The following is a 17833-nucleotide window of genomic DNA, read 5'->3' on the forward strand; positions in this document are numbered from 1 at the left end:
CATGCCGAAGGCCATCCGCATCCACGCCCCGGGCGGACCGGAGGTCATGCGCCTCGAGGACGTCGAGGTCCCGCGCCCCGGTCCCGGCGAGGTCCTGCTCCGCCACACCGTGATCGGCGTGAACTACATCGACGTCTACCACCGCAGCGGTGCCTACCCGCTGCCCGCCATGCCCGTCACGATCGGGATGGAGGGGGCCGGTGTGATCGAGGCGGTGGGGGAGACGGTGTCGGACCTCTCGCCCGGCGACCGCGTGGGCTACGCCTGCGCACCCGTTGGCGCCTATGCCACCCACCGGGTCGCGCCGGCCGCGCAGATGGTGCGCCTTCCCGACTCCATCAGCGACGAGACGGCGGCCTCCATCATGCTCAAGGGCATGACGGCCCAGTACCTCCTGCACGACACCGCGCCGGTGCGGTCGGGCGACCACGTGCTGGTCCACGCCGCTGCCGGCGGCGTCGGCCTGTTGCTCTGCCAATGGGCGAAGCACCTGGGCTGCACGGTCATCGGCACGGTCGGCACGGAGGACAAGGCGCGCCTCGCCGCGGAGCACGGCTGCGACCATCCCATCGTCTCGCGCGGCGACGCCTTCGTCCCGCGCGTGAAGGAGATCACCGGCGGCCGCGGATGCCGCGTCATCTACGATGGCGTGGGCCTCGACACCTTCGCCGCCTCCCTCGGCGCCCTCGCACTGTGCGGGTGCCTGGTCTCCTATGGCCAGGCCAGCGGACCGATCGAACCCGTGGCGCCGGCGACGCTTTCCGCCAAGTCGGCCTCGCTCTCGCGCCCCGTGCTGTTCCACTACACCGCGGGGCGACCGGACCTGCTGCGGATCGCAGGCGCCCTGTTCGACGCCGTGTCGGCCGGCGTGCTCCGCGTCGCGCCTCCGGCCCGCTACCCGCTCGCCGAGGCGGCGCGCGCCCACCAGGACCTGGAAGGCCGCCGCACGACCGGGTCGCTCGTCCTGCTGCCCTGACCCACACCGCGCGTCAGGTAGGGACGTCCAGCGCCTTCCAGACCCCGCCGGCGCGGGAGGATATCACCGCGGCGCGCACGAAGCGCATCCCGCGCAGTCCGTCCGCCACCGTCGGGGTCGTGGTGCAGAGCGGGTCGGGCTCCCGCCCTTCCTCCAGCGCGAGGATGCGCTCGGCCGCGTCGCGGTAGAGGATGGCGAAGGCCTCCAGGTAGCCTTCCGGATGACCGGACGGGATGCGCGTCGCATGCGCCGCCGCCGGGGAGAGCGCGCCCACGCCGCGCGCCAGCATTCGCGGCGCCTCGCCCAGCGGCGCGTGGCGCAGCTGGTTCGGGTGTTCCTGCGCCCATTCCAGCCCGCCCCGCTCCCCGTACACGCGCAGCCGCAGCGCGTTATCGTTGCCCGGCGCGACCTGGCTCGTCCACATCATCCCGCGCGCGCCGCCGGACAGGCGCAGCAGCAGGTGGGCGTTGTCGTCCACGCGACGCCCCGTGACGAAGGACTGCGCATCCGCAAGCACGGCCTCGACCCGCAGCCCCGTGACGTATTCCAGGATCTGGTGCGCGTGCGTGCCGAGGTCGCCAAGCGAGCCGCCCATCCCCGCACGCGAGGGGTCTACGCGCCACTCCGCCTGCTTCTGCCCCGTCGCCTCCAGCGGGGCGGACAGCCAGTCCTGCGGATACTCCACCTGCACGACGCGCACTGGCCCGATCTCGCCCGCCGCCACCATCGCGCGGGCCTGCCGCACCATGGGATAGCCGGAGTAGTTGTGCGTCAGCACGAAGACACGCCCGGTCCGTCTCGCCACGTCGGCGAGGTCCTCCGCCTCCTCCACGGTGAGGGCCAGCGGCTTGTCGCAGATCACGTGCAGCCCTGCCTCCAGCGAGGCCTTCGCGGGGGCGTGATGCGCGTGGTTCGGCGTAACGATGGACACGACCTCCGCCCCGTCCGCGCGCGCACGCTCCCCGGCGATCATCGCTGCGTAATCCGCGTAAGCCCGCTCCGGATGCAGGCCGAGATCGGCGCCGGAGGCGCGCGCCTTCTCCGGATCGGCCGACAGCGCGCCCGCGACGAGCGTGAAGCGATCGTCGAGCCGCGCGGCCATGCGGTGCACCCCGCCTATGAAGGCGCCGCGCCCGCCGCCCACCATCGCGAGCCGCAGGCGCCTCACGGGGACAGTCCCAGCATGCGCCGGTTCGCCGCGTCATCGGTCCCGCCGGCGGCGAAGTCGTCGAAGGCCCGTTCCGTCACGCGGATGATGTGCCGGCGGATGAACTCCGCGCCCTCGCGCGCCCCGTCCTCCGGGTGCTTCAGCGCGCATTCCCATTCCAGTACCGCCCAACCGTCGAAGCCGTACTGCGTCAGCTTCGAGAAGACCGCGCCGAAATCGACCTGCCCGTCGCCGAGGCTGCGGAAACGTCCCGCACGATCCGCCCAGCGCTGGTAGCCGCCATAGGCGCCGACGCGCCCGGTCGGCCGGAATTCCGCATCCTTGACATGAAACATGCGGATACGGTCGCGGTAGCGGTCGATGAAGTCGAGGTAATCGAGCGCCTGCAGCACGAAATGACTCGGATCGTAGAGGACGTTCGCGCGGAGATGCCCACCCACGGCTGCGAGGAACATCTCGAAGGTCGCGCCGTCATGCAGGTCCTCGCCAGGATGGATCTCGTAGCAGACGTCCACGCCCGCCTCGTCGAAGGCATCGAGGATCGGTCGCCAGCGCGCCGCGAGCTCCGCGAAGGCCGCCTCGATCAGCCCGGGCGGCCGCTGCGGCCAGGGATAGACGTAGGGCCAGGCGAGCGCGCCGGAGAAGGTCGCGTGTGCGGTGAGCCCGAGGTTGCGCGACGCACGGGCCGCGAGCCGCATCTGCTCCACCGCCCATTCCTGCCGCGCACGGGGATCGCCGCGGACCGCGGCGGCTGCGAAGCCATCGAAGGCCTCGTCGTAGGCAGGATGCACGGCGACGAGCTGGCCCTGAAGGTGCGTGGACAGTTCCGTCAGCGCCAGCCCATGCCGGCCGAGCGTCGCGCGGACGTCGTCGCAATACGCGGTGCTCTCCGCCGCCTGCGCGAGGTCGAAAAGGCGCGCGTCCCAGGACGGGATCTGCACGCCCACGAAGCCCCGCCCGGCGGCCCAGCCCGCGATGGCGTCGAGGCTGTCGAACGGTGCGGAATCGCCGGCGAACTGGGCGAGGAACACCGCCGGACCGCGGATCGTGCGCACGCGTCGTCTCCTCCCGATGCTTGCCGTGATGGTGCTGCAGCGCTCGGGCGGGGAGCAAGGGTCCCTTGCCGCGCGAGTGCCCCGGCCTCACGACCCGGCCCGGCGACGATGTGAGCCGCCAGGCGCTGGTGCGGTTGCTGCGGTCCCGCAGTCCTGCCCCGGTGCGCGCCGAGGCACCGACGAGGCGTCAGGGCCTCAGGCCGGTAGCGCTCCCTTCGATCAGCGCCGCAAGCCCGGCGCCTCGATTGGCTGGCCCCTCGCACGGCTCGCGAGGAACAGTTCGAGCGCGAGGTATTCCGGCGAGCCGAGCGCCAATTGCTCTGCCCGTACGCCGAGGGAGCAGGCCCGCAGGCGCCGGTGCAGCGACCCCAGCGTGTTCCAGTCCAGCCGGTACGCCGGATAGCCCGTGCCGAGCCCGTTCGAGATCACGTCGCCGCGCAGGTGCCGTCCCGCGTTGTCGTCGTGGCATTGCCCGCAGGCCAGGTTCAGTTGCCCCTGGCGCGTCTCGTAGAAGCGCCGCCCCTCCTCCAGGAACGGCGCGGCGGGCCCTTCCGTCGCGACTGCCACGGGCATGCCGCGCGACCGCAGCGCGATTGCGGCGGTCAGGGAGAGCAGGGCCTCGCTCTCGTAGCCGAAGGCGGCCTCGCCCTGGTTCGCCGTGCGGCAACGTTCGATGCGGCCTTCCAGGTTCAGAAGCGCCCCGTCCGCGGCGACGGCGGGGTAGCGCGCGGCCACGCCGGCCATGGAGCCGATGTCGCCATGACAGGATTGGCAACTCCGCCCGCCCGCCCGCCACTGCGACTCGCCCTCCTCGACCCAGAGCCAGCCGGGATGCCGCGACGGATCGTCCTGCGCGCCGCGGAGTTCGGGGGAAAGGTAGTCGCGCGTGGGCCGGATCTCCGCGGCCCCCGCCAGCAGCCCCACCGCCACCCAGGGCAGGGCGAGGACGAGGGCGCGCTTCGTCCGGCGTCCCGCGCTCACGTTACGTCCAGCTGTGCCTCGCGGCGGTAGACGGCGCCACCATCCTCCTGCCACTCGAAAACGAGCGTGCCGCTTTCGGTCGCGACGGTCGTGAACTCGACATAGGGGTTCGCGGTGATGCCCGTGGAAAGGTTCATGCGGAACACCTCCTCGTCACCGTAGGTCACGCGGAAGCTGTGCAGGATCTTCCGCGGCGTCGGCGCGACGCCGGCCGCGTTGGTCGCCCGCTCCATCCCGTGGCGGACGAGGACGCGGACCGGCACGACGTCCCCGCGCCGGGCGGAGGGTGGCATCGTGATGCGCGCGGTGATGGGGACGGTCCGCATGGTCAGCCCGTCTCCACGCAGGCGCCGAGGATGACGACGACCTCCCGGCTGACGCGGTGGACGGTCCTGCGGCTCGTCTCGGCGAGGGCGACGACCGTCTGGCTCGTCGCCAGCCGGATCCGCGTCGCCGCCTCCGCGCGGCCCGAGCGAGCGCGGCGTCAGGTGGAAGGTCGCGACGCGCGGGAAGGGGTTCTTTTCCGACAGGATGTGGATGGCCGTCACGTGGTCGTCCCGCGTCATCGGGCTCTCCACGCGCACGGCCAGGTCCACGGAATTGCCGTTCTCCGACAGGGGAGGGAGGTCGAGAACGATCCCGCCCGCGACCGGCGGCCGGCCGGCGAGGATGGCGCGCTCGGCGTCCGCGAAACTCTCCTCGCTCTGCACCTGCGTCAGGTTGGCCGGCACCTGGGCACGCGCCCGCACCGCCGCGCCGGCGGAGAGAGGCAGGGCCAGCGCCGCGCGCCGCGAAAACCCCTTCATCGCGTCACTCCTTCAAGGCCGAGAGGTAGGCGACGACGTCCTCCACCTCCTGCGCCGTCAGCACGGGCTGGCCGCGGTAGCGCGGATCCACGCGCAGCAGCCGCTCCGTCCGATGGTAAGGCGGCATGATCGCCTCGGGATTCACGCGCGTGGGATCCACGACGCGCAAACGGATCTGCCCCGGCGAGAGCCGCGCCCCCACCCCGACGAGCGGCGGGCCGACATCGCCCATGAAGCGCTCGGCCGTGCCGGGGATGGAATGGCAGATGAGGCAATTCGCCGTCTCCCGGTTCCGCACCACCGCCTCGCCCCGCGCCGCGCCGCCGGACAGTCCGTCCAGCGGCGCGGCGATCGCGTCCTCCTCCACCACGAAGGGCGCGACCCGCCCTGCCGCCGGCGCCGCGGCGAGCAGGGCGAGCACCGCCAGCCCCACTCCCCGCACGGGCACCCCGCCCCGTGTCAGGCGCGGCGCAGGTCGTGATGCTTCAGCGGCAGGTCGCGGATGCGCTTGCCCGTCGCCGCGAAGATCGCGTTCAGCACCGCGGGCGCCGCCACCATGATCGTCGGCTCGCCCACGCCGCCCCAGAAGCCGCCCGAGGGCATGACGATCGTCTCGACCTTCGGCATCTCGTCCATGCGGAGGACGTTGTAGGTGTCGAAGTTCGTCTGCTCGACCGCACCGTCCTTGATCGTGATCTCCTGGTAGAGCAGCGCGGAGAGGCCATAGACGAAGGACCCCTCCACCTGCATTTCGATCTGGCGCGGGTTCGCGGCGTGGCCCGGATCCGTCGCCGCGACGATGCGGTGGATGCGCAGCTGCCCCGAATCGCTCACCGAGACCTCCGCGCAGGCCGCGACGTAGCTTCCGAAGCCCATCTGCTGCGCCAGGCCCCGGAACACGCCCGCCGGCGCCGGCGTGCCCCAGCCCGTGCGCTCCGCGACCGCGTTCAGCACGGCCAGGTGCTTCGGGTGGTTCGCCATGAGCTTCCGCCGCAGTGCCAGCGGATCCTGCCGCGTCGCATGCGCCACCTCGTCCAGGAAGCATTCGAGGTAGATGGCGTTCTGGTTGTGGTTCACGCCGCGCCAGAAATGGGCGGGCACATGCGTGTTCCGCATCGCGTGGTCCACCAGCAGGTTCGGGAAGGTGTAGCCGATCGCACCCTCCGCCCCGCCGGGGTTCAGGCCCTGGAACTGCACGGGGTCGCGCCCGTTCTGCAGCCCGCCGGGGAAGGCGGTGGACAGGATGGATTGCCCGGAAATGCGGAAGTGCAGCCCGGTGATCTCGTTGTTGGCGTCGAGCGCCGCGACGAGCCGGGCCTTGGTCACGGGGTGGTAGCGCCCCTGCGCCATGTCCTCCTCGCGCGTCCACATGGTCTTCACCGGCACGCCGGGCACCTGGCGGGCGATGCGGACCGCGTCCTCCAGCCAGTCATGGACGGTGCGCCGGCCGAAGCCGCCGCCGAGGTCCACGCGGTGCACGTCGCAGGCCGTCTGTGGCAGGCCGGCGGCCGCGGCGGCGGCGGCCAGCGCCGCTTCCCCGTTCTGCGTCGGGCACCAGACGTCGCAGCGCGCGGGCGTCCACAGCACCGTGGCGTTCATCGGCTCCATCGGCGCGTGGTTGAGGAAGGGGTAGGAGTAGGTCGCCTCCACCTTCCGCGCGGCGCCGGCGATCGCCGCCCGCGCGTCGCCGTTCTGGTTGCCGACGAAGGCCTGCGACGCCGTCAGCCCCTCGTCCAGCATCGCACCGATGGTGGCGGAGGAGACGCGGCCGCTCTCGCCGACGTCCCACTCGATGGGCAGCGCGTCGAGCGCCGTCTTCGCGCGCCAGAAGGTATCCGCCACCACCGCGACGCAGGAATCCCCGACCTGCAGCACGTGCTTCACGCCGGGCATGCCCGTCACCGCCGCCGCGTTGAAGGACCGCAGGCGCCCACCGAAGACCGGGCAGCGCCGCGGCACCGCGACGAGCATCCCGGGCATCCGCAGGTCCGCGCCATAGACCTGCTTGCCCGTCGTCTTGTCCGCCGTGTCGAAACGCGCCAACGGCTGCCCGGCGATCGTCCAGTCCCGCGGGTCCTTCAGCGGCACGTCCGCCGGCGGCGTCAGGCGCGCGGCCTCCGCCGCGACCTCGCCGTAGCGCAGCGTCCGCCCGCTCGGCCCATGCGTGACGACGCTGCTGCGCGCCGTGCACTGATCCGCCGGCACGCCCCAGCGGTTCGCCGCGGCCTGGACGAGCATCATGCGCGCCGCCGCGCCGCCCTTGCGGACGTAGTCCTGGCTCTGCCGGATGCCCTGGCTGCCCGCCGTGAGGAAGGCGCCCCAGGCGCGGTTGCGCGCGAGGCTCTGGCCCGGCGTCACGTATTCGGTCGACACCTTCGACCAGTCGCATTGCAGCTCCTCCGCGATGAGCTGCGCGAGGCCGGTGCGGGTGCCCTGCCCCATCTCCGTCCGCGCCATGCGGAAGACCACCCGGTCATCGGGGTGGATGACGACCCAGGCATTGACTTCCGGCACCGCCGAGGGGCGGGCGTGGCGCCCTGTGCCAGCGCGCCCTTCGGCGGCACGTGGAAGCCGAGCAGCACGGCGGCGGCGCCGGCACCCTTCAGGATGCCCCGGCGGGACGGACGAACGGTATCGAGCGTGTTCATGGCGTCCTCCCCCCAGCCCGTCGTGCCCGCGGCGGCGGCCTGGTGGATGCCGGCGCGCACGCGGTTGAAGGTGCCGCAGCGGCAGATGTTCGTGATGGTCTCGTTGATGTCCGCGTCCGTCGGGCGCGGCTTCTCCGCCAGCAGCGCGGCGGCCGCCATGATCATCCCGGACTGGCAGAACCCGCATTGCGGCACGTCCAGCGCGCGCCACGCGACCTGCACCGGGTGGTTCCCATCGGGCGACAGGCCTTCGATCGTCACGATCTTCTGGTCCTCGGCGACGGCGGAGACGGGCAGGGAGCACGACCGGATCGCCTGTCCGTCGATATGCACCGTGCAGGCGCCGCACTGGGCCACGCCGCAACCGTATTTCGTTCCGCTCAACCCGACATGGTCGCGGATGGCCCAGAGCAGGGGCGTATCCGGCTCCGCGTCCACCTCGACCACGTTGCCGTTGATGTTCAGCTTGGCCATCGCGGTTGCCGCCCCCGGGACGTTGTGGTTCTGGGCAGTATCAGCCCGCGAGGGTTGGGCCTGCAACCCGAAGGTGCGGCAACGCGTCCAGGGATGGGCGGGTGGCGGCGGCCGGACCCACCCCGACGGGGCCGACGGGCCAGCGCGCGGCGGGCCGGCTCAGGAAGGCTCCGCGCCTCGGTGCGGACCGCGCCAGGACGGCGTCACCCGTCCCGGGGCGTCGCGACCTCGTGCTCCCTGGCCAGTCGCGTGTCCCGCGCGCTCGAGCGACGCCGCCCTGCGCCGCCCCTCCCGCGGCGTCCCGATGGTCGGCTGCCACCAGCCGCGCGCGAGGTCGGCCTTGCGCGCGGAACCCGCGCCGGCGGCGTCCGGATCAGGTCGGCGTGGCCCGGCCTGCGCCAATCGGCCCAGGCCAGGCTCGTCGGCCCGGCGCCACCTTCGGACAGAACCGGGCGGCGACCACGGGCGCCGCGACCTCGCGCGCGCTGGCGAGCGCCAGGTCGGAGCGCACCGAGCGGACCATCGGGCGGAGTGACGCGTGCGGTCGAGGCGGGTGACGTATCGCCCGGCCGGGGCCTTGAGCTGGCGCGATCGGCGTCACGCCGCAGGACCGACCGGCCTGAACGGGCGCCGGGTCAGGCGCGGGCTTCTGACAGGCCGGATGCCCCTGCCAGCTACCCGGCGCCGGGACGGGGGCCGTCGCGCCACACCGCGTTGCCGCCGCCGGTCGCGCGACGACGGCCCGTCGGCGATTCGGCCGGATAGGGGCTGCCTATCGTTCCCCGAGCACGCGGGCCAGGCGGGCGACGGCTTCGCGGGCCAGTTCCGGAGACACGGCGAAGCAGATGCGCACGAAGCCCTCGCCGTCCGGGCCGAAGGCGGTGCCGGGGGCGACGCCGACCTTCGCCTCCCGCAGCAGGCGGAAGGCGAGGTCGAGGCTGGGCTCGCCGGTGTCGATCCGGGCCATGAGGTAGAACGCGCCCTCCGGCGCGGAGACGGTGACGCCGCGCAGTCGCGACAGGCCCTCGACCATGATCGCGCGGCTTTCGGCGCAGCGGGAGACCATCGTGCGGATGAAGTCGTCGCCCTCGTCCAGCGCGGTAACGGCGGCGTGCTGCACGAAGGTCGGGATGGACGTCGTGTTGTACTGGCCGAGGCGGCCGAAGACCTCGGCCAGGCCCTGCGGGTAGATGAGCCATCCGGCGCGCCACCCCGTCATCGCCCAGTTCTTCGAGAAGGTGTTGGCGACGATCAGCCGGTCCTGCGGCGTGCAGATCTGGAGGAAGGAGGGGATGATGGCGTTGCCGTAGGCGAAGTGACCGTACACCTCGTCGGAGAGGATCCAGAGGCCGCGTTCGCGCGCGGCGTCGCGCAGCGCCTCCATCTCCGCGAGCGGCATGACCCAGCCCGTGGGGTTGGAGGGCGAGTTGACGACGAGGATGCGGGTGCGCGGCGTGACAGCGGCCAGCACGTCCTCCAGCGACAGGGAGAAGCGGCCGTCGGTCGAACGCCGGTAGGGGACGGTGACGGGGACGCCGCCGGTGACGCGCACGGCCTCCGCGAGGTTTGGCCAGTTGGGGGTGGGGATGATGATCTCGTCGCCCGGGTCGAGCAGGGCCTGGCAGGCCTGCATGATCGCGTTCATGCCGCCGGCGGTGATCGTGAACCGCTCCGGCGCGACCTCCACGCCCCAGTGCCGGCGATAGTAGTCCGACAGCGCACGGTGCAGGCGCGGAAGGCCGCGGGAATAGGTGTAGCGCGTCTCGCCGGCGAGCATGGCGCGGTGGGCGGCCTCCACGACGAAGTCGGGGGTCGGAAGGTCGCCCTCGCCGATCCAGAGTTTGACGACGTCCGGGTCGTCGCGGCCGCGGTCGGCGACCATGCCGATCTGGCTCGTGCCGACGCCGAGGATGCGTGCCGGGAGGTCGGCCGCGGGGGTCGGGTGGAGGAGCGGGGCGGCGGACATGGGTGGGGGCGTTCTCCGGCGGCGTGCCGGGGTCCCCCTGCCCGGCGCGCGCGGGCGTGGCAAGCGGGCGCAAATGGGAGGTCGGGGGAAAGTGGTGCCGGGTGCGAGAATCGAACTCGCGACCTATCGATTACGAATCGATTGCACTACCGCTGTGCTAACCCGGCCCAGGCGCGGCGCCCCCGCATCGCGGGGTGCCGCCTTCTAGACGCCGCCCGCGCGGGCGGCAACTGCCGTCGTCATGCCTTCGTCGCGACCGCGGGCACGGCGGCCGGGGCGGCGTTGCCGGTCCAGGCGATGCGGCCCACCGAGTTGCAGTGGTCGCAGACCGGCGCCCAGGCCGCGTGGTCGGTCGCGCAGGCGTTGCAACGCCAGCGGGGTTCCGGCGCCGCCGCCGCGGCGGCGCGGAGCCACTTCGCCTCGGCCGCACGTCCCGCGGCGGAAGTGCCCTGCTCCATCGCCTCCAGGTCCACCATCGCGAGGTACGCACGGCGGTCGGCGGCGCCGGAGGCCAGCAGCGCGTCCAGTTCGGCGCGGGCGCGACCGGTCAGACCGGCCTGCATCGCAGTCTGGGCGAGGAGGAGGCGCGCTTCCGGATGGGTTCGGTTGCCGGTGGTCAGGGCCTCCGCGGCCTTTACGCGGGCCAGCGGGTCGGTCTCCCCGCGGATGGCTTCCTCGGCGAGGTCGGGGTGCGGGGATGAGGTCCAGGCATTGGCCAGGACCTGCTTCGCGCGGCGCGGGGAGCCGTCGGCCATCAGGCGGCGGTACTGTGCGATGGCGGCAGGGGTGAAGCCCGGGTCCGCTTCCAGCGCCTGGCGTTCCAGGACGGCGGCCTTGGCCGCGTCCCCCTCCTGCCCCGCGGCGGCGAGGGCGAGGGCGGCGCGGTTGCCGGCGCCGGGCGGGGAGAGGGTCAGCGCCTCCCGCCAGTCGCGGGTGCGCAGCGCGAGGGCGGCGCGCTCCTCGCGCAGCCAGGTGGCGCCGGGCTGTGCGGCCTCGGCTTCCTTCGCGAGGCGCTGGGCGGCGGGCCAGTCCTGCCGCGCCATGGCATCGCGGAGCAGGCCGCGAAGGCCGAGGAACTTCGAGTCATCGCGACGGGCGAGGGCCTTGAAGGCCTCGTTCGCCGCCTCGTCGCGCCCGGCCATGCGCTCGGCCTCGGCGGTCAGCAGCAGCGTCTGCGGCGTGTCGCCGAGGAGGTTGCGGGCGCGGCGGATCTCCTGCCGCGCCCCGTCCGCCGTGCCGGCGGCGAGCGCGATGAGGGCACGGGTGACGGCAGCGTCGCCGCGCTCGCGGTTGCGGATGTCACGCCGCGCGCGGGTGCGGGCGGGCATGCCGCGGAGCCAACGCCAGAAGACCAGCGCGTAGTGGATGACGGCGAAGAGGACGACGAGGCCGACGAGGCCGAGCCAGAGCGGGACGGCGACGTAGACCGCCCCGACCTGCATCTCGATGCTGCCGCCGAGGTTGCGGAAATAGAGCGCTGCCGCGACCCCGAGGACGAGGAGGACGAGGAGCCAGATCGCGCGCCACATCAGCCGCGGTTCCCGGCCGGGGTGGTGCTGGAAGGCGTAGCCCCGATGTCGCGGACGGCGGACCTGGCCTCGACAAGGTCGCGGGCCTGGCCGATCCAGCCGGCCATGGCGCGGCGGGAGGGTTCGGGAAGGCGTTCGAGGCGAGCCACGGCGCCGGCAAGGTCGCCGGCATCGAGGGACCGCGACGCTCGTTCGAGTTCGCCGGAGACCGGGTCGCCGACGACGACCTGATCCCCGCGACGCACGGTCACGAGGCCGCCGAGGCGGGCCAGGGCGTTCTCGCCGACCGTGCCGCCCTGCGGTTCGGCGGCGGCGCGGGCGGCGCGGGCCGCTTCGTCGAAGTTGAGGCGGAGCGCGGCTTCGGTCGGCGGCGCCGCGTCCCGGTAGCGGACGAGGGCGGGCGGGACGTCGTCGCCAAGGCCGGCGAGGGCCGGACCGAGGGGGCGTCCGGCTTCGAGGGCGGACTGGATCGTGCCTCGGGCGGCAAGGCGCGTCAGGCGCCGCTCGGCGGCCTCGGCCTGGGCCAGGCGGTTCTGGAAATCCTCGATCCGCTGGGCGAGTTGCCGTTCCTGCGCGGCGATGCGCTCGCGCTGCTGCGTTTCCTGCGTCGAAAGGCGCTGGTCGAGAGCGGCGCCAGCCTCGTCGAGGCGACGGTTCACCTGGGCGCCGGCGGCGGCGACACGCTCGTTCAGCGCGGCGTCGAGGGTCTGGAGGCGCGGGGCGAAGGCCTGCTCGGCCGCAGTGACGCGGGCGGCGAGCGCCTGCTCGGCGCCGGTCAGGCGGTTGGCGAGCGTGGCTTCCGCGGCCGCGATGCGGGATTCGGCGCGGCGCTCGGCCTCGGCGATCCGGCCCTCGGTGCGGCGGTCGGATTCGGTGACGCGGCCTTCCAGGGCGGCGGCGCGCTCCTCGGCCGTGCGGGCGACCTCGGCGGCGCGGGCTGTGGTGGCGCGTTCAAGTTCGGCGATGCGGGTGGTCGCGGTGCGATCGGCCTCCGCGGTGCGGGCGGTGGCGTTGCGGTCGGCTTCGGTGATGCGGGTGTCGAGGGCGGCGGTGCGCTCCTCGATCCGGCGCGTCGCCTCCATGGTCGCGTTGCGCAGGGCATCGAGGCCGGAGCGGGCCTCGGCATCGTTGACCGGGCGCGCGGCGAGGTCGCGGAGGCCCGTCTCGGCCGCGGCGATGCGCTCGGGCAGGCCATCGATGCCGGGGCGGCGTTCGACCGCGGTGAGGCGGGTGTCCAGCGTGTCGAGGCGGGTCAGGGCGGCGTCACGTGTCTCGGCCTCCCGGATCGGCCGATCACGGGGGGAGACGAGGAGGAAGATGATGGCGCCCGCGAGGACGACGACGGCGGCTCCGATGGGAAGGAGGGCCGCGTCGAAGCGGCTGCGGCGTGCGGGCGGCGGGGGAACGGCGCCGATACCGGCGGGGCGCGTGCCGGTCATGGCCGGTGCAGTGGCGACGCTGGGCGTGGTGGGGGTGTCCGTTGCCCCGCCGGCGGCCGCTTCGGTCGCGGCGGTGGCGGCGACCGTCGCGGGAGCTGCCGCGGCAGGACGGGCGGCGGGGGTGGCGGTCGGTCCGGCGGCCGGGCCGGCCATTCGGGGCGATCCCGCGCTGGGGGCAGGGCTCGCGCCCGGCAAGGTGGCGGCTCCGGTCGGCTGCGCCGAGGAGACCATGTCCGCGGGCCCGCTCGGCGACGGAGCGGCTGCCGTGGCGCCCGGCGGCGTCGGCGTGGCCTGGGCTGGCGTCGCCGCGGCGGCGGCGGCCGGGTAAGCGGCGGTGACCGGTGCGGCGGGGCCGTCGTTCGGGCGCACGGGCGCACTACCCGTCGCGGAGGTCGGCTTCGGCGCGGCCGCAGGGGGGTGCTGGTGCCGGGGCCGGACGGGGATGCCGGCCTCATGTCGCCGGCCGGGGGGGGCGTGACGGGCGCCGGGCGCGGCGGGATTCCCGCGCCCGCGGGGGCCGGCGCGCCGCCGGACGGGCCCTTCCCCGGTTCGTTGCGTGCCGGCTTCGATCCCCCGCCCTTCTTCCCGTCGTCGCTCATCGCGCTCCCCCCTCATCGGCCCGGGCCGGGCCGAGCATCGTCAGCAGATCGTCCAACCTGGGACGCGGCGCCGTGTCCAGCCCCGCCCAACGCAACGTCGCGATAGCGGCGGCGATGCGGGGGCTCAGGGCCAGGGCCCGTATGCCCTCGGAGACCGATTCGAGTCCCGCCGCCCGCAACAGCGCGACGCAGGTGGTGGCGCTACGGGGCGAGAGGAAGAGCGCGGCCTTGACCCGCCGCGTCGCCAGGGCGTCCCGCGCCGGGTCCGGCAAGGCTGTGGCGGGGCGGGCGGCGTACGCGGTGCGGCGGACGACGCGGAAGCCGCGATCGCGAAGGGCGGCGGCGAGGTCCAGGCCGTAGGTCTCGCCCACCGCGAGGAGGAGGGGGCCGGCGGCAGGGTCCAGGGTGCGAGCGGCAAGGTCGGCGAGGGAGGCGGCGTCGCCCTCGGCGGGGGTGACCTGGGGGAAGCCGGCGCGGCGGGCGGCCTCTGCGGTCGCGGCGCCAACGGCGAGGACGGGTGGGGGTGGGTCGAGGGCCGTCAGGGACGGGATGGCCGCGGCACTGGCGACCAGGACGGCCTGGGACGGCGGCGCCGGGCGCAGGGTGACGGGGGTGAGCGTCAGGGCGGGGGCGAGGATGGGGTCCCAGCCCAGGGCGGCGATGCGGGTCGCGGTGTCGGTCGCGGCGGGCTCGGGGCGGGTGACGAGGCAGCCCGGGCGGCCGGTCGCGGGCTCAGCCAAGGAAGGGGGCGGCCAAGGGCGGGTCAGCCGAAGATGTCGGCCGGGCTGTCGGCACGGAGGCTGCGGCCAAGCTCCCGACCGATCCGCTCGGCGTCGGCGACGGGGCCGTGCAGCGCGCGCTTGAGAAGAAAGGTGCCGTCGGGGCGGGCGACCAGGCCGGTCAGGTGCAGCGTGCCGTTGGGCAGCAGGCGCCCGTGCCCGCCGATCGGCGTGCGGCAGGAGCCGTCGAGGGCGCCGAGCAGGGCGCGCTCGGCGCGGGAGACGGCACGGGCGTCGCGATCCTCGATGCCACCGAGAAGCTGCAGGAGTTCGCTGTCCTCCTCCCGCACCGTCACGCCGACGATGCCCTGGCAGGCGGCGGGGACCATGGCTTCGGGGTCCAGGACCACCATGCCGGGCGGGGAGAGGCCGAGGCGGCGGAGGCCGGCATGGGCGAGGAGGGTGGCATCGGCCTCGCCATCGGCCAGTTTGCGCAGGCGGGAGTCCACGTTGCCGCGGATATGGCCGACGCAGAGGTCGGGGCGGGCGTGCAGGATCTGCGACTGCCGGCGGAGGGAGGCGGTCCCGATCCGGGCGCCGGAGGGGATGGAGACGAGCGGGTCGGCGGGGTCGAGTGCGCCAAGCGCGGGGCCGGCGATCAGCACGTCCCGGCTGTCCTCCCGCTTCAGCGTGCAGGCGAGGACGATGCCCGGTGGCATCTCCGTCTCGAGGTCCTTTAGGGAGTGGACGGCGAAGTCCACACGGCCGTCGAGCAGCGCCTCGTGGATTTCCTTCGCGAAGAGGCCTTTGCCGCCGATGTCGGCGAGGCGCGTGCCCTCGGCCTGGGTCGCGTCGCCCGTGGTGCGGATGACGTGTTCCTCGAAGGCACCCACGCCGCGGAGGACGGGGCAGAACTCCGTGATGATCCGGATGAAGGTCCGGGTCTGCCAGAGGGCGAGTGGAGAGCCGCGGGTGCCGACGCGGAGGGGAAGGCTGCGGCGGTGCGGCTTCATGGCGGCCCGGCCGGCGACGGGCCCGGCCGCGGGGGCCCCGCCCGGGCCGGGGTGGGTCATCGACATGGGCGGGGTCATAGGACCGTCACCGTCGCGGGGAAAGTCGGCCGGCCGTCCGCGAATGACCGGCCGACGGCGGACCGGTGGGCGATCGTCCCTGCCTTGACCTGACCTGCACGGGCCAGCGCGTCCGCGGCGCGACGCGATCCCGTCGCGCAGAGACGCCCCGTGGCCGGGCTCCCCCGCTCGCCGCCTCAGGCGCGCACGAGGGTGCAGCCGCCTTCGCCCGCCGGGCGGAAGGCCTCCTCCGCCGACGTCGTCGCGACGACCTTGCAGTAATCCCAGGGACCGCGGGATTCGGCCGGCGACTTCACCTCCAGCAGGTAGGCCGGATGCAGCTTGCGCCCGTCCTCCCGCACGCGGCCCTGGCCGAAGGCGTCGTCGTCCGTCGGCACCGCCTTCATCCGCTCGACGATCGCCCGCCCGGAAGCTCGCGCCTCCGGCCCGAGATCGGCCACCGCCCGAAGCAGGTGCATCGTCCCGCCATAGGACCCGGCCTGGAGCATGTTCATCCGCCCGCCCCCGATCTTCGGCGCGAGCCGCGCGGAGAGGGCGCGCGTCCGGTCGTTCAGGTCCCAGTAGAAGGTTTCGGTGAAGTTCAGCCCCTGCGCCGTCTCCAGGCCCAGCGCCTGGATGTTCGACAGCACCATCACCAGCCCGACCATCCGCATGCCGCGCCGCGTCAGCCGGAACTCGGCGGCCTGCTTGATCGTGTTCGTGCAGTCCGCGCCGGCATTCGCGATCCCCAGCACCTTCGCCCGCGACCCGATCGCGGTCTGGAGGTAGGAGGCGAAGTCCGTCGTCCCGGGGAAGGGATGCCGCACCGACCCGACGACGCGCCCGCCCGCGCCCTCGATGAAGGCCGTCGTGTCGCGCTGCAGCGCGTGGCCGAAGGCGTAGTCGGCCGTGACGAAGAACCAGGTATCCCCGCCCGCCCGCACCATCGCCCCGCCGTTGGAGCGCGAGAGCATCCAGGTGTCGTAGGCGTAGTGGACGGTGTTGGGGGAGCATTGCGGCCCCGTCAGGTCCGCCGTGCCCGCACCGGAGACGATGCAGACCTTGTCCTTCTCCCGCGCGATGCCGGCGACGGCGAGGGCGACAGCCGAGCCCACCAGGTCCACCACCGCGTCCACCCCGTCCCGGTCGAACCACTGGCGCGCGGTGGAGACGGCGACGTCCGGCCGGTTCTGGTGATCGGCGACGAGGACCTCGACGTTCAGGCCTCGGTTGGCCGCACCGAAATCCTCGATGGCCTGCCGCACCGCGGCGACCGAGGTCGGGCCGGAATCGTCGCGGAACGGGCCGGACATGTCGGTCAGCACGCCAATCCGGAAGGGCCGCGCCTGGGCGCGCGCGGCGGACCACGGCAGCGCGCCCGCGAGGGGCAGGGCCAGAAGCCCGCGGCGATCGAGGTTCATCCCGTCTCTCCCTGTTCCTGTTGCCTGGACGTTGCGTCGGATGGACTACACAGGCTTGAGGCCGAGCATCTCGCGCGCCTCCGCGGCGGACGCGACCTCGATGTTCAGCTCCCGCGCGATGCGGACGGTTCGGGCCACGAGGTTCTCGTTCGTCGCGAGGACGCCACGGCCGTAGTAGTTGTTGTCCTCCAGCCCCACGCGCACGTGGCCGCCCAGCAGCATCGCCTGCGTCGTCGCGGGAAGCTGCGCCGGGCCGATCGCCGAGACGCAGAAGACGGATTGCGGCGGCAGCAGCCGGATCATCGCGGTGAGGATGTCGTGGCTGTAGGGCATGCCGCCCTGGAAGTTGCGGTCGGTGCCGAGCACCATGTTGATGAAGTAGGGCGGCTTGTCGAAGCCCTTCGCGATGAGGCGCGTCACGTCCTGGAGGATGTGGGCGGGGTTGAAGACCTCCCATTCCGGCTTGATGCCGCGTTCCTGGAAGCGCTTCGCCATCGCCTCGCAACGGGACGGGGTTGTGATCACCAGGATCTCGCGGCTGCCGAAATTGTCCACGGCGGTGAAGCCGTCGAGGGTCGCCATCTCCGCCCCAGCGTCGAGGCCCTTCAGCCGTTCCTCGAAGTTGTTCTCGAACATGCCATCGGGACGCGGCAGCAGCATGTCGCCGGAGGATCCGCCGCCGGTCGAGTTGTTCAGGATGATATCGCAGCGTTCGCGGATCAGCCCGTTGATCCGGCGGTAGATGTCGGCGTTGCAGGTCGCCTGGTCGTCGGGCCGCCGCGCGTGCAGGGCGGCGATCGCGGCCCCTTCCTTGTAAGATTTGTGCACGGAATCCGCGATCTCCTCCGGCTGCGTCGGCAGGTTCGCGTTGGAATCCTTCGACGCCATGCCGCCCGTCGGCGCCACCGTCACGATCACCTTGCCCGACATTCCGTTCCCCTGGGTCACGAACCGGCCGACGGCTTCCGCCGCCGCAGGCCCC

General features: G+C 73.5%; 16 protein-coding genes, 1 tRNA gene and 2 pseudogenes. 2 read left to right on the forward strand and 17 right to left on the reverse strand.

All coding sequences use genetic code 11. From position 1 onward, the window contains the following. Position 1: 1 nt before the first annotated feature. The gene (locus tag ACE7GA_RS17960) at positions 2 to 976 is read left to right on the forward strand and encodes a quinone oxidoreductase (protein ID WP_376089449.1); all 975 of its coding nucleotides are present in this window, start codon (positions 2 to 4) and stop codon (positions 974 to 976) included. Between the two features lie 13 nt (positions 977 to 989). Here the strand turns inward: ACE7GA_RS17960 and ACE7GA_RS17965 are convergent, their stop codons facing one another. The 13 genes and pseudogenes from ACE7GA_RS17965 to ACE7GA_RS18025 form a co-directional block, all read right to left on the reverse strand. Continuing rightward, complete coding sequence (locus tag ACE7GA_RS17965) at positions 990 to 2144, reverse strand: Gfo/Idh/MocA family protein (protein WP_376089451.1); 1155 nt, start codon at positions 2142 to 2144, stop codon at positions 990 to 992. After that, positions 2141 to 3199 (reverse strand): sugar phosphate isomerase/epimerase family protein, encoded by a 1059-nt coding sequence (locus tag ACE7GA_RS17970; RefSeq protein WP_376089454.1) that lies wholly within the window; start codon positions 3197 to 3199, stop codon positions 2141 to 2143. Before ACE7GA_RS17970 ends, ACE7GA_RS17965 begins: the two co-directional genes overlap by 4 nt. A 219-nt stretch (positions 3200 to 3418) precedes the next feature. Then, complete coding sequence (gene soxA / locus ACE7GA_RS17975) at positions 3419 to 4180, reverse strand: sulfur oxidation c-type cytochrome SoxA (RefSeq protein ID WP_376089457.1); 762 nt, start codon at positions 4178 to 4180, stop codon at positions 3419 to 3421. Then, the gene (locus ACE7GA_RS17980) at positions 4177 to 4506 is read right to left on the reverse strand and encodes a thiosulfate oxidation carrier complex protein SoxZ (RefSeq protein WP_376100341.1); all 330 of its coding nucleotides are present in this window, start codon (positions 4504 to 4506) and stop codon (positions 4177 to 4179) included. Before ACE7GA_RS17980 ends, soxA begins: the two co-directional genes overlap by 4 nt. A gap of 2 nt (positions 4507 to 4508) precedes the next feature. Next, entirely contained in the window at positions 4509 to 4625 is a 117-nt protein-coding gene (locus ACE7GA_RS17985) for a hypothetical protein (protein ID WP_376100344.1), read from the reverse strand. 40 nt (positions 4626 to 4665) lie between these two features. Continuing rightward, positions 4666 to 4986, reverse strand: a pseudogene (locus tag ACE7GA_RS17990) (thiosulfate oxidation carrier protein SoxY); the annotation flags it as partial. A 4-nt stretch (positions 4987 to 4990) separates the two neighbouring features. After that, the gene (soxX, locus tag ACE7GA_RS17995; RefSeq protein ID WP_376089460.1) at positions 4991 to 5434 is read right to left on the reverse strand and encodes a sulfur oxidation c-type cytochrome SoxX; all 444 of its coding nucleotides are present in this window, start codon (positions 5432 to 5434) and stop codon (positions 4991 to 4993) included. An 11-nt stretch (positions 5435 to 5445) separates the two neighbouring features. Next, on the reverse strand, positions 5446 to 7443 hold the full coding sequence (locus ACE7GA_RS18000; RefSeq protein ID WP_376089463.1) for a molybdopterin cofactor-binding domain-containing protein: 1998 nt from the start codon (positions 7441 to 7443) through the stop codon (positions 5446 to 5448). 215 nt (positions 7444 to 7658) lie between these two features. Continuing rightward, positions 7659 to 8108 (reverse strand): annotated as a pseudogene (locus tag ACE7GA_RS18005) ((2Fe-2S)-binding protein); the annotation flags it as partial. Positions 8109 to 8880: 772 nt separating this feature from the next. Then, complete coding sequence (locus tag ACE7GA_RS18010; protein ID WP_376089466.1) at positions 8881 to 10074, reverse strand: pyridoxal phosphate-dependent aminotransferase; 1194 nt, start codon at positions 10072 to 10074, stop codon at positions 8881 to 8883. Between the two features lie 92 nt (positions 10075 to 10166). Next, positions 10167 to 10241, reverse strand: a tRNA-Thr gene (locus ACE7GA_RS18015). 72 nt (positions 10242 to 10313) lie between these two features. Further along, on the reverse strand, positions 10314 to 11603 hold the full coding sequence (locus ACE7GA_RS18020; protein ID WP_376089469.1) for a heme biosynthesis HemY N-terminal domain-containing protein: 1290 nt from the start codon (positions 11601 to 11603) through the stop codon (positions 10314 to 10316). Continuing rightward, entirely contained in the window at positions 11603 to 13042 is a 1440-nt protein-coding gene (locus ACE7GA_RS18025) for a mitofilin family membrane protein (protein ID WP_376089472.1), read from the reverse strand. Before ACE7GA_RS18025 ends, ACE7GA_RS18020 begins: the two co-directional genes overlap by 1 nt. On the opposite strand from ACE7GA_RS18025, the gene ACE7GA_RS18030 reads away from it, so the two are divergent. Next, on the forward strand, positions 13032 to 13370 hold the full coding sequence (locus ACE7GA_RS18030; RefSeq protein WP_376089475.1) for a hypothetical protein: 339 nt from the start codon (positions 13032 to 13034) through the stop codon (positions 13368 to 13370). The two genes, ACE7GA_RS18025 and ACE7GA_RS18030, sit on opposite strands and share 11 nt — an antisense overlap. Before the next feature lie 267 nt (positions 13371 to 13637). Here ACE7GA_RS18030 and ACE7GA_RS18035 read toward each other — a convergent pair whose 3' ends face one another. From ACE7GA_RS18035 to ACE7GA_RS18050, 4 genes are all read right to left on the reverse strand, one after another. Further along, positions 13638 to 14381, reverse strand: a complete 744-nt coding sequence (locus ACE7GA_RS18035; RefSeq protein ID WP_376089478.1) for a uroporphyrinogen-III synthase — start codon at positions 14379 to 14381, stop codon at positions 13638 to 13640. Between the two features lie 23 nt (positions 14382 to 14404). After that, complete coding sequence (hemC, locus tag ACE7GA_RS18040; protein WP_376089481.1) at positions 14405 to 15439, reverse strand: hydroxymethylbilane synthase; 1035 nt, start codon at positions 15437 to 15439, stop codon at positions 14405 to 14407. Positions 15440 to 15627: 188 nt separating this feature from the next. Continuing rightward, positions 15628 to 16851, reverse strand: a complete 1224-nt coding sequence (locus tag ACE7GA_RS18045; RefSeq protein WP_376089484.1) for an ABC transporter substrate-binding protein — start codon at positions 16849 to 16851, stop codon at positions 15628 to 15630. Between the two features lie 45 nt (positions 16852 to 16896). Then, entirely contained in the window at positions 16897 to 17781 is an 885-nt protein-coding gene (locus tag ACE7GA_RS18050) for a 3-keto-5-aminohexanoate cleavage protein (RefSeq protein ID WP_376089487.1), read from the reverse strand. Positions 17782 to 17833 lie beyond the last annotated feature (52 nt).

This window comes from Roseomonas sp. CCTCC AB2023176, assembly GCF_042259275.1.
GTDB lineage: Bacteria > Pseudomonadota > Alphaproteobacteria > Acetobacterales > Acetobacteraceae > Roseomonas.

Coding starts and splice junctions, on each gene's coding strand:
- hemC (WP_376089481.1), bottom strand. CDS start 15,439: ATGTCGATGACCCACCCCGGCCCGGGCGGGGCCCCCGCGGCCGGGCCC.
- ACE7GA_RS17980 (WP_376100341.1), bottom strand. CDS start 4,506: ATGCGGACCGTCCCCATCACCGCGCGCATCACGATGCCACCCTCCGCC.
- ACE7GA_RS18010 (WP_376089466.1), bottom strand. CDS start 10,074: ATGTCCGCCGCCCCGCTCCTCCACCCGACCCCCGCGGCCGACCTCCCG.
- ACE7GA_RS18000 (WP_376089463.1), bottom strand. CDS start 7,443: ATGGCGCGGACGGAGATGGGGCAGGGCACCCGCACCGGCCTCGCGCAG.
- ACE7GA_RS18025 (WP_376089472.1), bottom strand. CDS start 13,042: ATGACCGGCACGCGCCCCGCCGGTATCGGCGCCGTTCCCCCGCCGCCC.
- ACE7GA_RS18050 (WP_376089487.1), bottom strand. CDS start 17,781: ATGTCGGGCAAGGTGATCGTGACGGTGGCGCCGACGGGCGGCATGGCG.
- ACE7GA_RS18020 (WP_376089469.1), bottom strand. CDS start 11,603: ATGTGGCGCGCGATCTGGCTCCTCGTCCTCCTCGTCCTCGGGGTCGCG.
- ACE7GA_RS17960 (WP_376089449.1), top strand. CDS start 2: ATGCCGAAGGCCATCCGCATCCACGCCCCGGGCGGACCGGAGGTCATG.
- ACE7GA_RS18045 (WP_376089484.1), bottom strand. CDS start 16,851: ATGAACCTCGATCGCCGCGGGCTTCTGGCCCTGCCCCTCGCGGGCGCG.